General features: G+C 54.4%; 11 protein-coding genes. 10 read left to right on the plus strand and 1 reads right to left on the minus strand.

All coding sequences use genetic code 11. The features are described 5' to 3' along the window. Window positions 1–9: 9 nt before the first annotated feature. Both sucC and sucD read left to right on the plus strand, forming a co-directional pair. Complete coding sequence (gene sucC / locus DFO52_RS07985) at window positions 10–1,176, plus strand: ADP-forming succinate--CoA ligase subunit beta (RefSeq protein WP_023310791.1); 1,167 nt, start codon at window positions 10–12, stop codon at window positions 1,174–1,176. After that, window positions 1,176–2,045 (plus strand): succinate--CoA ligase subunit alpha, encoded by an 870-nt coding sequence (gene sucD, locus DFO52_RS07990; protein ID WP_008501094.1) that lies wholly within the window; start codon window positions 1,176–1,178, stop codon window positions 2,043–2,045. The genes sucC and sucD overlap by 1 nt, the downstream gene beginning before the upstream one ends. A gap of 83 nt (window positions 2,046–2,128) precedes the next feature. Here sucD and DFO52_RS07995 read toward each other — a convergent pair whose 3' ends face one another. Beyond that, window positions 2,129–2,845 (minus strand): GntR family transcriptional regulator, encoded by a 717-nt coding sequence (locus DFO52_RS07995; RefSeq protein ID WP_133550019.1) that lies wholly within the window; start codon window positions 2,843–2,845, stop codon window positions 2,129–2,131. A 170-nt stretch (window positions 2,846–3,015) separates the two neighbouring features. On the opposite strand from DFO52_RS07995, the gene mngA reads away from it, so the two are divergent. The 8 genes from mngA (at window position 3,016) to tolQ (ending at window position 12,648) form a co-directional block, all read left to right on the plus strand. Then, a complete protein-coding gene (mngA, locus tag DFO52_RS08000; protein ID WP_029741597.1) occupies window positions 3,016–4,932 on the plus strand; it encodes a PTS 2-O-a-mannosyl-D-glycerate transporter subunit IIABC in 1,917 nt (638 codons plus the stop codon). Between the two features lie 23 nt (window positions 4,933–4,955). Next, window positions 4,956–7,586, plus strand: coding sequence for a mannosylglycerate hydrolase (mngB, locus tag DFO52_RS08005; protein ID WP_133550021.1), 2,631 nt, complete (start codon window positions 4,956–4,958; stop codon window positions 7,584–7,586). Between the two features lie 678 nt (window positions 7,587–8,264). Then, complete coding sequence (gene cydA, locus DFO52_RS08010) at window positions 8,265–9,833, plus strand: cytochrome ubiquinol oxidase subunit I (RefSeq protein WP_029741599.1); 1,569 nt, start codon at window positions 8,265–8,267, stop codon at window positions 9,831–9,833. 15 nt (window positions 9,834–9,848) lie between these two features. Further along, complete coding sequence (gene cydB / locus DFO52_RS08015; RefSeq protein ID WP_023334940.1) at window positions 9,849–10,988, plus strand: cytochrome d ubiquinol oxidase subunit II; 1,140 nt, start codon at window positions 9,849–9,851, stop codon at window positions 10,986–10,988. 14 nt (window positions 10,989–11,002) lie between these two features. Then, window positions 11,003–11,116 (plus strand): cytochrome bd-I oxidase subunit CydX, encoded by a 114-nt coding sequence (gene cydX, locus DFO52_RS08020; RefSeq protein WP_003858598.1) that lies wholly within the window; start codon window positions 11,003–11,005, stop codon window positions 11,114–11,116. After that, window positions 11,116–11,406, plus strand: a complete 291-nt coding sequence (gene ybgE / locus DFO52_RS08025) for a cyd operon protein YbgE (RefSeq protein WP_133550023.1) — start codon at window positions 11,116–11,118, stop codon at window positions 11,404–11,406. Before cydX ends, ybgE begins: the two co-directional genes overlap by 1 nt. Window positions 11,407–11,554: 148 nt before the next feature. After that, on the plus strand, window positions 11,555–11,959 hold the full coding sequence (gene ybgC, locus DFO52_RS08030) for a tol-pal system-associated acyl-CoA thioesterase (protein WP_003858593.1): 405 nt from the start codon (window positions 11,555–11,557) through the stop codon (window positions 11,957–11,959). Beyond that, window positions 11,956–12,648, plus strand: a complete 693-nt coding sequence (gene tolQ, locus DFO52_RS08035; protein WP_008501101.1) for a Tol-Pal system protein TolQ — start codon at window positions 11,956–11,958, stop codon at window positions 12,646–12,648. Before ybgC ends, tolQ begins: the two co-directional genes overlap by 4 nt.

Here is a 12,648-nt window from a genome sequence, read left to right on the forward strand (position 1 = left end):
ATAGAACACATGAACTTACATGAATATCAGGCCAAACAGCTGTTTGCCCGGTATGGCTTACCGGCTCCGGTGGGTTATGCCTGTACTACCCCGCGTGAAGCAGAAGAAGCCGCATCTAAAATCGGTTCCGGCCCTTGGGTAGTTAAGTGTCAGGTTCACGCTGGTGGCCGTGGTAAAGCGGGCGGTGTGAAGGTTGTTAAGAGCAAAGAAGAGATTCGTGCGTTTGCTGAACATTGGCTCGGCAAGCGTCTGGTAACGTACCAGACAGATGCGAACGGCCAGCCGGTTAACCAGATCCTGGTTGAAGCGGCGACCGACATCGCGAAAGAACTGTACCTGGGCGCGGTTGTTGACCGTAGCTCCCGTCGCGTGGTGTTCATGGCGTCTACCGAAGGCGGCGTGGAAATCGAAAAAGTGGCGGAAGAGACCCCGCACCTGATCCACAAAGTGGCAATCGATCCGCTGGCGGGCCCGATGCCTTACCAGGGGCGCGAGCTGGCGTTCAAACTGGGACTGGAAGGCAAGCTGGTTCAGCAGTTCACCAAGATCTTCATGGGTCTGGCGAACATCTTCCTTGAGCGCGACCTGGCGCTGATCGAGATCAACCCGCTGGTGATCACCACCCAGGGCGACCTGATCTGCCTCGACGGCAAGCTGGGCGCTGACGGCAACGCGCTGTTCCGCCAGTCCGATCTGCGCGAAATGCGCGACCAGTCTCAGGAAGACCCGCGCGAAGCGCAGGCTGCACAGTGGGAGCTGAACTACGTAGCGCTGGACGGCAACATCGGCTGTATGGTTAACGGTGCGGGCCTGGCAATGGGCACCATGGACATCGTTAAGCTGCACGGCGGTGAGCCAGCAAACTTCCTCGACGTAGGCGGTGGCGCAACCAAAGAGCGCGTAACCGAAGCGTTCAAAATCATCCTCTCTGACGACAACGTGAAGGCCGTTCTGGTTAACATCTTCGGCGGCATCGTCCGTTGCGATCTGATCGCCGACGGTATCATCGGTGCGGTAGAAGAAGTGGGTGTTAACGTTCCGGTTGTTGTACGTCTGGAAGGTAACAACGCTGAACTCGGCGCGAAAAAACTGGCTGACAGCGGCCTGAATATTATTGCAGCGAAAAGTCTGACGGATGCAGCTCAGCAGGTTGTTGCCGCAGTGGAGGGGAAATAATGTCAGTTTTAATTAATAAAGATACCAAGGTTATCTGCCAGGGCTTCACCGGTAGCCAGGGGACTTTCCACTCCGAACAGGCGATTGCCTACGGCACGCAGATGGTTGGCGGCGTAACGCCAGGTAAAGGCGGCACCACGCACCTGGGCCTGCCGGTGTTCAACACCGTGCGTGAAGCCGTAGAAGCGACGGGCGCAACCGCGACCGTGATCTACGTTCCGGCTCCGTTCTGCAAAGACTCCATTCTGGAAGCGATCGATGCAGGCATCAAGCTGATCATCACCATCACTGAAGGCATCCCGACCCTGGATATGCTGACCGTGAAGGTGAAGCTGGATGAAGCAGGCGTGCGCATGATCGGCCCGAACTGCCCAGGCGTTATCACCCCGGGCGAATGCAAAATCGGCATCATGCCGGGCCACATTCACAAGCCGGGCAAAGTGGGCATCGTGTCCCGTTCCGGTACCCTGACCTATGAAGCCGTTAAGCAGACCACCGACTACGGCTTCGGCCAGTCCACCTGTGTGGGCATCGGCGGTGACCCGATCCCGGGCTCTAACTTCATCGACATCCTGAAGCTGTTCCAGGAAGATCCACAGACCGAAGCGATCGTGATGATCGGTGAGATCGGTGGTAGCGCGGAAGAAGAAGCGGCTGCTTACATCAAAGAACACGTGACCAAGCCAGTTGTCGGTTACATCGCGGGTGTGACTGCGCCGAAAGGCAAGCGTATGGGTCACGCAGGCGCGATCATCGCCGGTGGTAAAGGTACGGCTGATGAGAAATTCGCAGCGCTGGAAGCCGCAGGCGTGAAAACCGTTCGCAGCCTGGCGGATATCGGCGAAGCACTGAAATCCATCATTAAGTAAGTCCTCTCTGCTCCCCGAAAGGGGGGCGTTGAAGTATAAAAATGTCCGTTTCGACATGGTTGGCCGCTGTAAAGCGGCCTTTTTTATTGCCTGCGTTTGGCAACGAGAGTGAACTTGTAATCGTCGGTATTAAACACGTTGCGGCTGTATTCAAATACCCGTCCGTCCTTCAGAAACCCGCGGGAGACTTTTTCCAGGATCGGCTTCGCCGGATCGAGCGACAGCGCGGCAATCGCCTCTTCTGACGGCATGATCGGCACCAGCTCCTGCTCGCTGCGATCGATAACCAGCTTTTTGATCTGCTCAACGTAGTGGTATTTCGAATTCTCCATCACTTCCCAGGTGAGGTCGGGGAACATCGCCAGCGGCATCCACGTTTCTTCCAGATTCACCGGTTTCTGTTTTATAAAGCGGACTCGTTTGACGTGCCAGACTTTATCGTCCGGGTTGATCGCCAGCCTTGCTGCGAGCCGCTCATCGGCTTTGACCACTTCGAAGACGCTGACGTCGCTGTGCGTATCCACGTTCCGGTCCGCCAGCTTTTCGTAAAAGCCGGTGAGCTGGTAAATGTCGTAGTTAACGCGCTCTTCTTTTACGTAGGTGCCGCTGCCCTGAATGCTCTCGACGATCTGCTCTTCCGTAAGCAGCTTCAGCGCCTGTCTCACCGTTACACGGCTAACGTTGAACGCCTCCTGAAGGCTGGATTCCGTCGGTAGCGCATCGCCGGTTTTTAACTCACCCGCATTGATTTTCTCGCGAAGCGCATCGGCTATCTGCCGGTACATCGGTTTGTTACCCATAGAATCTGCCTTTCTAATACCTTTTCACGGAATTATGCCTTCAGCGTAAAATTTGTAAATAATACAATTTAAATACAAATTTGCGTTGTTAGTGAAAGTGATCACATAAATGTATTGTATTGCCTGCCACAATTGCCGCCAGACAATAACAACTTACGTGTGAGGATCTTATGAACCTGACGACTCTGACCCACTCCAGCGCTGTCTGCGTGCAGGCTCACTATGCCAGCCGTGATGAGGCAATTCGCCAGCTTACGATGCGGCTGGTGGCGCTGGGCAAAATTACCGATGGCGATGCGTTTCTGGCGGAGGTCTACCGTCGCGAATCGCAGGGGCCAACCGCACTGGGAGAAGGGCTGGCTGTCCCACACGGTAAATCGAGCGCGGTGAACGAAGCGGCTTTTGCGGTTGCTACGCTGAGCGAACCGCTGGAGTGGGAGGGGGTGGACGGCCCTGAAAACGTTGAGCTCATCGTCCTGCTTGCCATACCGCCAGCTGAAGCGGGATCCACGCATATTCAGGTGCTGACGGCGCTGACGTCTCGCCTGGCAGATGATGCGCTCCGGGAGCGCGTTATGGCTGCAGAGACGGCGGAGGATCTGCTTGATGCGCTGAACGGTGTCTCGCAGGAAGACGAGGTTGCCACACTGGTGAATGCACCAACCGTCATCTGCGTCACCGCCTGTCCGGCCGGGATTGCCCATACCTATATGGCAGCAGAGTACCTGGAAAAAGCGGGACGTAAGCTGGGCGTCAACGTGGTGGTCGAAAAGCAGGGAGCAAACGGCATTGAAGGGCGCATCACCGCGCAGCAGTTGCAGGAGGCTAAAGCGTGCATCTTTGCGGCGGAAGTGGCGATCAAAGAGAACGAGCGTTTTCAGGGGATCCCCGCCATCTCCGTACCCGTCGCGGAGCCCCTGCGCCATGCTGAAACGCTCATTGAGCGCGCGCTGGCGCTACGGCCTTCTACCGATGCGCGTCATGCGCATGGCGATACGGAAATGAAAAAGAGCGTTAAAACAGAGCTCAAGCAGGCGCTCCTTAGCGGTATCTCCTTTGCGGTGCCGCTGATCGTCGCTGGCGGAACGGTGCTTGCCGTGTCGGTACTGCTGGCACAAATCCTCGGCCTGCAGCACCTGTTCGACCAGGAAAACTCATGGCTGTGGATGTACCGCAAGCTTGGCGGCGGCATGCTCGGCATTCTGATGGTCCCCGTTCTGGCGGCCTATACCGCTTACTCGCTGGCGGATAAACCCGCGCTGACCCCGGGCTTTGCGGCCGGTCTTGCGGCCAACATGATAGGCTCCGGTTTTCTCGGCGCTATCGTCGGCGGGCTGATCGCGGGTTACCTGATGCGCTGGGTGAAAAATCACATTCGCCTGAGTAGCCGCTTCAACGGCTTTTTAACCTTTTATCTCTATCCGGTTATTGGCGTACTGGGTGCGGGCAGCCTGATGCTGTTCGTGGTCGGTGAGCCGGTGGCCTGGCTTAATACTACGCTAACCGCCTGGCTTAACGGTTTGTCCGGAGCGAATGCGCTGCTTCTGGGGGCGATCCTCGGGTTTATGTGCTCATTCGATTTGGGTGGCCCGGTCAACAAAGCCTCTTACGCGTTCTGTCTGGGAGCGATGGCTAACGGGGTATACGGCCCTTATGCCATCTTTGCCTCCGTCAAAATGGTGTCGGCCTTCACCGTCACGGCGTCAACGTTGCTGGCACCGAAACTGTTCAAACCGTTTGAAATTGAAACCGGGAAATCCACGTGGCTGCTCGGCCTTGCGGGCATCACCGAAGGGGCGATTCCGATGGCGATTGAAGATCCGCTTCGCGTCATTGGTTCATTTGTGCTCGGCTCCATGGTAACAGGCGCGATTGTCGGCGCGATGGGGATCGGGTTGTCCACGCCGGGGGCCGGTATTTTCTCTCTCTTTTTACTTCACGATGCCGGGTTGAGCAGTGTGGTTGCGGCGGCGGGCTGGTTTGGCGCGGCGCTGGTGGGTACCGCTATCTCCACCTTTGTTCTGCTGCTCTGGCGACGCCAGGCGGTGAAAAAGGGCAACTACGTCACTGAAGACGCCATACCGTAACAACGCTCAAACAGGAAACGAAGATGAAAGCTGTATCTCGCGTTCATATCACGCCGCATATGCACTGGGACCGTGAGTGGTACTTCACCACCGAAGAGTCGCGTATTCTTCTGGTCAATAATATGGAAGAGATCCTGACCCGTCTGGAGCAGGATGACGAGTATAAATATTATGTCCTCGATGGACAGACGGCGGTGCTGGAGGATTATTTTGCCGTCGTGCCTGAAAACCGCTCGCGGGTGAAAGCGCTTGTGGAGCGCGGAAAGCTGATTATCGGCCCCTGGTATACCCAGACCGATACCACGATTGTCAGCGGCGAGTCGATTGTCCGCAACCTGATGTACGGCATGCGCGACTGCATGGCGTTCGGCGAGCCGATGAAGATCGGCTATCTGCCGGATTCGTTTGGTATGTCCGGCCAGCTTCCGCATATCTATAACGGGTTTGGCATTACCCGCACGATGTTCTGGCGCGGCTGTTCTGAACGACACGGGACCGACAAAACCGAGTTTCTCTGGCAGAGCCAGGACGGCAGTGAGGTAACGGCGCAGGTGCTGCCGCTGGGCTACGCGATTGGTAAGTACTTACCGGAGGACGAAGCAGGGCTGCGAAAACGGCTCGACAGCTACTTCGAGGTCCTGGAAAACGCCTCCGTCACCAAAGAGATTTTGCTGCCCAACGGCCACGACCAGATGCCGCTGCAGCAGAATATTTTCGCGGTGATGGATAAGCTTCGAGAAATCTATCCCCAGCGTCAATTCGTGATGAGTCGGTTCGAAGAGGTGTTTGATTATATCGACGCGCATCGCGATGAGCTGGCGACGCTAAAAGGGGAGTTTATCGACGGGAAATACATGCGCGTCCACCGGACCATCGGCTCCACGCGCATGGATATCAAAATCGCCCACGCGCGTATTGAGAACAAAATTGTCAATATCCTCGAGCCGTTGGCAGCGCTTGCCTGGACGCTGGGCTTCGACTACCACCACGGCCTGCTGGAGAAGATGTGGAAAGAGATCCTCAAAAACCACGCTCACGACAGCATCGGCTGCTGCTGCAGCGATAAGGTGCACCGTGAGATTGTCTCCCGCTTTGAGCTGGCGGAGGACATGGCTGACAACCTGGTGCGTTTCTATATGCGCAAGATTGTCGACAACATGCCGCAAAGCGACGCCGATAAGCTGGTGATGTTCAACCTGATGCCCTGGCCGCGCGAAGAGGTGATGAACACCACGATTCGGCTGCGGGCCAGCCAGTTCAGACTGCGGGATGAAAAAGGCAACGAGATCCCCTATTTCATTCGCAGCGCGCGCGAACTCGACCCCGGCCTTATTGACCGGCAGATTGTCCATTACGGCAATTACGAGCCGTTTATGGAGTTTGATATTCAGCTCAGCCAGATACTGCCGTCGATGGGCTACCGTACGCTGTATATCGAACCGAACGTGGCCGGGAAGGTGCTCCCGGCGGTGAGAAATACCGAATCCTTACTTGAAAATGCCTTCTGGCAGATTGATTTAAACGATGACGGCACGCTGCGCCTGTGCGACAAAGAAACCGGGCTTATTTATGACCGCGTACTGGAAATCGAAGAGAGTTCGGACGATGGCGATGAGTACGACTACTCGCCTTCCCGTGAAGAGTGGAGGCTCACTTCAGCGCAGGGGGAACATGAGGTTGAGGTCACGCACGAAGGCTGGCAGAGCAGGGCGGCGATCCGCCATCGGATCGCCGTGCCGGCAAATCTGGCCGAACGCGCGGCGCGCCAGCGAAACGGCACGCTCAACGTGGAGTTTGACGTCACGCTTAGCCATAGCAGCAGGCGCATTGATGTGGCCGTGCGTCTGGATAACCAGGCTAACGACCACCGCGTGCGTGTGCTGATCCCTACGCCGTTTATGACAGAGGAAGTGTTAGCGGATACGCAGTTTGGCTCGCTCACCCGCCCGGTGCAGGATGCGGCGATGGCAACCTGGCAGGAGGAGGGCTGGAAAGAAGCGCCGGTTCCCGTATGGAATTTACTCAACTATGCCGTCCTGCAGGAAAAGCGCAACGGGCTGGCGCTCTTCACCGAGGGACTGCGCGAGTTTGAAGTGGTGGGCGATGGCAAAAAAGCATTCGCCTTAACCTTGCTGCGCGGCGTGGGGTTGCTCGGGAAAGAAGATTTGCTGTTGCGTCCAGGCAGACCTTCGGGGATCAAAATGCCTGTGCCTGACTCTCAGGTGTGCGGGCCGTTAGCCTGTCGCTTTAGCCTTTTCAGCTTCAGCGGTACGCCGGAAAACGCGGGCGTTGCCCAGCAGGCTAAATCGTGGTTAACGCCGGTGCAGTGCTATAACAAAATTCCCTGGGATGCGATGAAACTGAATCGCGCGTCGTTTACCGCGCCGGAAAGTTACAGCCTGTTAGCGCTTTCGCCAACGGGATGCGTGCTCAGTACGCTCAAAAAGGCTGAAGATCGTGATGAGCTCATTCTCCGCCTGTTCAACCCTTCGGCGTTCAGCACATGTGATACAACGGTGTCTATTAATCCGGTGGTGAAACGGTGGCGCGAAACGGACATGAACGAACGGATAATGGATGGATGTGAAGAAGAGGGCATTGTCGGGGCATTCAGGCCGGGGCAGTCGCGAACCTTTAGCATTCTTATCGCCTGAGCACCGTGATACGAAAAAAGGCTGCAGTCAGGGCAGCCTTTTTTCATTAAATAGTCACACAGCGGTGTTAACTTATGAGGCATTAAAAGTAAATTAAATGTAATTTCGAAGGGTTGCATAAATGCAATGGAAAAATAATCTGGCCCGACTACGCTTTATTGTTTGTCCCTCACTGAAATGTTGCTCTCTTTCGCGTTAATTAAAATCACTTCTGTTTATATTCTTTCCCGTCTTCGATAACCAATCTCATCTTTGCATGCACATATCATTAACATGGTTTTTACCATTCTCACCATGATTAAACATAGTTAACATCAATGATTGTTTTTGATTTAAATCAAAGTTTAATCCTTGGAAAAAGACGCTGAAAAGCGCTAAATTGTCCCCGATCAAAATGGCCGAAAAGTGGTAATTTTGCTATAAATTGATCGCCGTCGAAAAACGTAAATGTGATTCAATAAAAACCTGTTTATTGTAAGGGTTTTGCAGCGTATTATATTTGCGGGATCAATTTGAGTTTTTTATTAACGTATTTGTAACCTCACGTCATCGTTTTTATCCTCCTTCAGGGTAATAACGACGACAAGGATGCGAATAATTTGTATTGGGGCATGCGTGTGGATCTCTCTCTGACGGGGTTCACTCTCGGAGTCTTCATGCGATGAGCAAGGAGTCATGATGTTAGATATAGTCGAACTGTCGCGCTTACAGTTTGCCTTGACCGCGATGTACCACTTCCTGTTTGTGCCACTGACGCTCGGTATGGCGTTCCTGCTGGCCATTATGGAAACGGTATACGTTCTCTCCGGCAAACAGATTTATAAAGATATGACCAAGTTCTGGGGCAAGTTGTTTGGTATCAACTTCGCGCTGGGCGTGGCAACCGGTTTGACCATGGAGTTCCAGTTCGGGACTAACTGGTCTTACTATTCCCACTATGTCGGGGATATCTTCGGTGCGCCGCTGGCCATTGAAGGTCTGATGGCATTCTTCCTCGAATCCACCTTTGTAGGTCTGTTCTTCTTCGGTTGGGACCGTCTGGGTAAAGTCCAGCATATGGCGGTGACCTGGCTGGTGGCATTAGGTTCGAACCTGTCCGCGCTGTGGATCCTGGTGGCGAACGGCTGGATGCAGAACCCTATCGCGTCTGATTTCAACTTCGAAACCATGCGTATGGAGATGGTCAGCTTTGCCGAGCTGGTCCTGAACCCGGTTGCGCAGGTTAAATTCGTTCACACCGTTGCTTCTGGCTACGTGTGCGGCGCGATGTTTATCCTGGGTATCAGCTCTTACTACATGCTGCGCGGTCGTGACTTCGCGTTTGCTAAGCGCTCCTTTGCTATCGCTGCAAGCTTCGGTATGGCTGCAATCCTCTCTGTTATCGTTCTGGGTGATGAATCCGGTTACGAAATGGGTGACGTGCAGAAAACCAAACTGGCCGCCATCGAAGCCGAATGGGAAACCCAACCGGCGCCTGCTGCCTTTACGCTGTTCGGTATTCCCGATCAGGACGCGCAGGAAAACCGCTTCGCTATTCAGATCCCTTACGCGCTGGGTATCATCGCCACCCGTTCTGTTGATAAGCAGGTGACCGGTCTGAAAGAGCTGATGGTTCAGCACGAAGAGCGTATCCGTAACGGTATGAAAGCCTACTCGCTGCTGGAACAGCTGCGTGCCGGTTCTACCGACCAGGCCGTTCGCGACCAGTTCAACGACGTGAAGAAAGATCTGGGTTACGGTCTGCTGCTGAAGCGTTATACCCCGAACGTTTCTGATGCGACAGAAGCGCAGATCCAGATGGCCACCAAAGACTCGATTCCACGCGTTGCGCCTCTGTACTTCGCATTCCGTATCATGGTGGGCTGCGGCATCATCATGCTGCTGATCATTGCGGCGTCCTTCTGGTCCGTGATTCGCAACCGCATCGGCGAGAAAAAATGGCTGCTGCGCACCGCGCTGTACGGTATTCCACTGCCGTGGATCGCTATCGAATCCGGCTGGTTTGTTGCGGAGTATGGCCGTCAGCCATGGGCGATTGGTGAGGTACTGCCAACGGCGGTAGCGAACTCTTCCCTGACAGCGGGCGACCTGATCTTCTCCATGCTGCTGATTTGTGGTCTGTACACCCTGTTCCTGGTGGCTGAACTGTTCCTGATGTTCAAGTTCGCGCGCCTTGGCCCAAGCAGCCTGAAAACCGGTCGCTATCACTACGAGCAGTCCACCGCGACTACTCAGCCGGCACGCTAAGACAGGAGTCATCAAATGATCGATTATGAAGTATTGCGTTTTATCTGGTGGCTGTTGATCGGCGTTCTGCTGATCGGTTTCGCCGTCACGGATGGTTTCGACATGGGGGTGGGGATGCTCACCCGTTTCCTCGGTCGTAATGACACCGAGCGTCGAATCATGATCAACTCCATCGCCCCTCACTGGGACGGTAACCAGGTGTGGCTGATCACCGCAGGCGGCGCGCTGTTCGCTGCCTGGCCGATGGTCTACGCGGCTGCGTTCTCCGGCTTCTACGTGGCGATGATTCTGGTGCTGGCCTCTTTATTCTTCCGTCCGGTCGGTTTCGACTACCGTTCCAAGATTGAAGACACCCGCTGGCGCAACATGTGGGACTGGGGCATCTTCATCGGTAGCTTCGTTCCACCGCTGGTGATCGGCGTGGCGTTCGGTAACCTGCTGCAGGGCGTACCGTTCCACCTGGACGAATACATGCGTCTTTACTACACCGGTAACTTCTTCCAGCTGCTGAATCCGTTTGGTCTGCTGGCAGGCGTGGTGAGCGTGGCGATGATCATCACTCAGGGCGCAACCTATCTGCAGATGCGTACGGTTGGTGAACTGCACCTGCGTTCTCGCGCGACGGCTCAGGTCGCTGCGCTGGTCACGCTGGTCTGCTTTGCACTGGCCGGCGTATGGGTGGTGTACGGCATCGATGGCTACGTGGTGACGTCTGCAATCAACCATACTGCGCCGTCTAACCCGCTGACCAAAGAAGTGGCGCGTCAGGCAGGTGCATGGCTGGTGAACTTTAACAATACCCCTGCGCTGTGGGCTATCCCGGCTCTGGGCGTATTGCTGCCGCTGCTGACTGTGTTGACGTCTCGTCTGGAGAAAGGCGCTCTGGCGTTCGTGTTCTCATCACTGACCCTGGCGTGCATCATCCTGACATCGGGTATCGCGATGTTCCCATTCGTCATGCCATCCAGCACGATGCTGAATGCTAGCCTGACCATGTGGGACGCAACGTCCAGTCATATGACGCTGAACCTGATGACGTATGTTGCTTGCGTGTTCGTCCCGATTGTTCTGGCCTACACCATCTGGTGTTACTGGAAAATGTTCGGTCGTATCACTAAAGAACATATCGAAAGCAACACCCACTCTATGTACTAAGTAAGGAGCTGAATATGTGGTATTTCGCATGGATTTTAGGGACGCTTCTTGCCTGTGCATTTGGTGTCATCACTGCCCTGGCGCTTGAGCACGTCGAAGCGACCAAAGCGGGTGAAGAAAAACACTGATGAATATTATCGCGATGCTTTACGCGGTAATGGATAAGCGCCCGTTACGGGCGCTTTCTTTAGTGATGGCATTACTGCTGGCAGGTTGTATCTTCTGGGACCCTTCGCGCTTTGCAGCGAAAACCAGCGAGCTTGAAATCTGGCACGGCTTCCTCATTATGTGGGCGGTGTGTGCAGGTGTGATCCACGGCGTGGGCTTTCGTCCGAAAGCCGTTCACTGGCAGGGAATTTTTTGCCCGCTGATTGCCGATCTGGTGCTTCTCGCCGGTTTGATTTTCTTCTTCTTCTGAATAAGAAATGTCCGTTAACGTTATGGGCTTACCCGAGCCCATAAAAATTTACTCTCCGTTTACTTTCTCCCATTCCCAACCCTCTTTCCCGCGCGTATAGTAGCGAAGTTTAAAAGCATTAACTTTTGTTGCATTACCGGGATGTAAAGTGAATACAACGCTGTTTCGATGGCCGGTTCGTGTCTATTACGAAGATACCGATGCCGGTGGTGTGGTTTACCACGCCAGCTACGTTGCTTTTTATGAACGGGCACGCACAGAGATGCTGCGCCATCATCACTTTAGTCAACAGGTGCTGTTGGCTGAGCGAGTTGCCTTCGTGGTACGCAAGATGACGCTTGAGTATTTTGCGCCTGCCAGACTCGACGATATGCTCGAAGTCCAAACTGAAATTACATCAATGCGCGGGACCTCACTGGTTTTCACGCAGCGGATAGTCAACGCAGAGAATACCGTACTGAACTCAGCTGAAGTACTGATTGTTTGTGTTGATCCAACCATAATGAAGCCTCGTGCGCTTCCTAAGTCTATTGTCGCGGAGTTTAAGCAGTGACTGACATGAATATCCTTGATTTGTTCCTGAAGGCAAGCCTTCTGGTTAAACTTATCATGTTGATTTTGATTGGTTTTTCAATCGCATCCTGGGCCATCATCATCCAGAGAACGCGTATCCTCAATGCCGCTGGCCGTGAAGCTGAAGCGTTTGAAGATAAGTTCTGGTCGGGTATTGAGCTTTCTCGTCTGTATCAGGAAAGCCAGGGGCGCCGTGAAAACCTTACAGGCTCCGAGCAAATTTTTTATAGCGGTTTCAAAGAGTTTGCCCGTCTGCATCGTGCAAACAATCATGCGCCGGAAGCGGTTGTAGAAGGTGCCTCGCGTGCGATGCGCATTTCTATGAATCGCGAGCTGGAAAATCTCGAAACCCATATTCCATTCCTCGGCACTGTCGGTTCCATCAGCCCGTATATCGGCCTGTTTGGTACCGTGTGGGGGATTATGCACGCCTTTATCGCGCTGGGCGCGGTGAAGCAGGCGACGTTGCAGATGGTTGCACCGGGTATCGCTGAAGCACTGATTGCGACCGCTATCGGTCTGTTTGCGGCAATTCCTGCGGTTATGGCTTACAACCGTCTGAACCAGCGCGTGAACAAACTGGAACTGAACTACGACAACTTTATGGAAGAGTTCACTGCGATTCTGCACCGTCAGGCGTTTACCAGCACCGAGAGCAACAAGGGGTAA

Source organism: Enterobacter sp. AG326, assembly GCF_004362415.1.
In the GTDB taxonomy this organism is placed as follows: domain Bacteria; phylum Pseudomonadota; class Gammaproteobacteria; order Enterobacterales; family Enterobacteriaceae; genus Enterobacter; species Enterobacter asburiae.

Coding starts and splice junctions, on each gene's coding strand:
- cydA (WP_029741599.1), top strand. CDS start 8,265: ATGTTAGATATAGTCGAACTGTCGCGCTTACAGTTTGCCTTGACCGCG.
- mngB (WP_133550021.1), top strand. CDS start 4,956: ATGAAAGCTGTATCTCGCGTTCATATCACGCCGCATATGCACTGGGAC.
- cydX (WP_003858598.1), top strand. CDS start 11,003: ATGTGGTATTTCGCATGGATTTTAGGGACGCTTCTTGCCTGTGCATTT.
- sucD (WP_008501094.1), top strand. CDS start 1,176: ATGTCAGTTTTAATTAATAAAGATACCAAGGTTATCTGCCAGGGCTTC.
- DFO52_RS07995 (WP_133550019.1), bottom strand. CDS start 2,845: ATGGGTAACAAACCGATGTACCGGCAGATAGCCGATGCGCTTCGCGAG.
- sucC (WP_023310791.1), top strand. CDS start 10: ATGAACTTACATGAATATCAGGCCAAACAGCTGTTTGCCCGGTATGGC.
- cydB (WP_023334940.1), top strand. CDS start 9,849: ATGATCGATTATGAAGTATTGCGTTTTATCTGGTGGCTGTTGATCGGC.
- ybgE (WP_133550023.1), top strand. CDS start 11,116: ATGAATATTATCGCGATGCTTTACGCGGTAATGGATAAGCGCCCGTTA.
- mngA (WP_029741597.1), top strand. CDS start 3,016: ATGAACCTGACGACTCTGACCCACTCCAGCGCTGTCTGCGTGCAGGCT.